We start from the raw sequence: 1,267 nt of genomic DNA, 5'->3' as shown, positions 1-1,267 counted from the left end.
GGTCAGCTCCCTGCCTTCGCGGTTTCAGTGATCGTGCGCTTCTCGATGCGCTTCTCGGGGTGCGCGTTCAGCACCAGCCGGTGCACGTAGATGCCCGGCAGGTGGACCGCATCGGGGTCGAGCGTGCCGGTCTCGACGATCTCTTCCACCTCGACCACCGTGACCTTGCCGGCCATCGCGACCGCCGGGTTGAAGTTGCGCGCGGTGCGGCGGAACACCAGGTTGCCGCTGCGGTCGGCCTTGTGCGCCTTCACCAGGCTCACCTCGGGCAGCAGCGCGCGCTCCATCACGTAGACGGCGCCGTCGAACTCGCGGGTTTCCTTGCCTTCGGCGACCAGCGTGCCGACACCGGTCTTCGTGAAGAAGGCCGGAATGCCGGCGCCGCCGGCGCGCAGCTTCTCGGCCAGCGTGCCCTGCGGCGTGAACTCGAGCTCGAGTTCGCCGGCCAGGTACTGGCGCTCGAACTCCTTGTTCTCGCCAACGTAGCTGGAGATCATCTTCCTGATCTGCCGGGTCTCGAGCAGCTGGCCGAGGCCGAAACCGTCGACGCCGGCGTTGTTCGAGATCACCGTCAGGTTCTTCGCGCCGCTGTCGCGCAGCGCGCCGATCAGGGCCTCGGGAATGCCGCACAGCCCGAAGCCGCCGACGGCCAGCAGCTGGCCGTCGCGCACGATGCCTTTGAGGGCGTCGGCGGCACTGGCGTACACCTTGTTCATGGAGCGTCTCCTGCGCAATGGAAATCAGCCGCGAAGCGTACTACGTAGTGCGTTACGTAGGCCGGGCGGGCGGTACGTAGAAATGACTAGGGTGAAGCGCGAACACGAAACAGGGCCGGACGCGGTCAGGCACGCCATTTGCCGAGCGGACTCTCGCCCCCGGCATCCACCGCGGCAGCTTCAGGAGATCGACGCGATGAAGATCCATGCACTCGTCATCATGCTGGCCGGACTGGGGCTGCAGGCCACCGCCCCGGCGGCAGAGCACGGCTCGGCCGGGTTCACGCTGGACCCGATCACCACCATCGCGGCGAGCCGCGATGCGCCGCGCGAGCCCGGCGACGTCGGCCACTGGCTGGCCGGCAACTACATCGGCGGTCAGATGTTCACCTCTCAGGACCAGACCGGCAATACGTCCCGATACGACAACTTCGTCGGCCCGAACGGCCTTGAATACGGCGCACCGTTCGGCGAGTCGGACCGGCTGTTCCCGGCACTCGGCGGATCGCAGCTGTCGGCACGCGCGTACAGCACGACGAACAGCCTGGGCG

2 protein-coding genes are annotated in these 1,267 nt (G+C 67.5%); one reads left to right on the top strand and one right to left on the bottom strand.

Going from position 1 to position 1,267, the window contains the following annotated elements; genetic code table 11:
* Positions 1 to 2 precede the first annotated feature (2 nt).
* The gene (locus AC1D12_RS33565) at positions 3 to 716 is read right to left on the bottom strand and encodes a CoA transferase subunit A (RefSeq protein WP_047513534.1); all 714 of its coding nucleotides are present in this window, start codon (positions 714 to 716) and stop codon (positions 3 to 5) included.
* A 196-nt stretch (positions 717 to 912) separates the two neighbouring features.
* Here AC1D12_RS33565 and AC1D12_RS33560 point away from each other — a divergent pair.
* The coding region (locus AC1D12_RS33560; protein WP_477845409.1) for a hypothetical protein at positions 913 to 1,267 on the top strand (355 nt) is incomplete at its 3' end.

Source organism: Rhizobacter sp. P1_G5 (genome assembly GCF_056405435.1).
The sequence above is the reverse complement of the archived record's forward strand: the minus strand, read 5'-3'. Positions and strand labels throughout refer to the sequence as shown.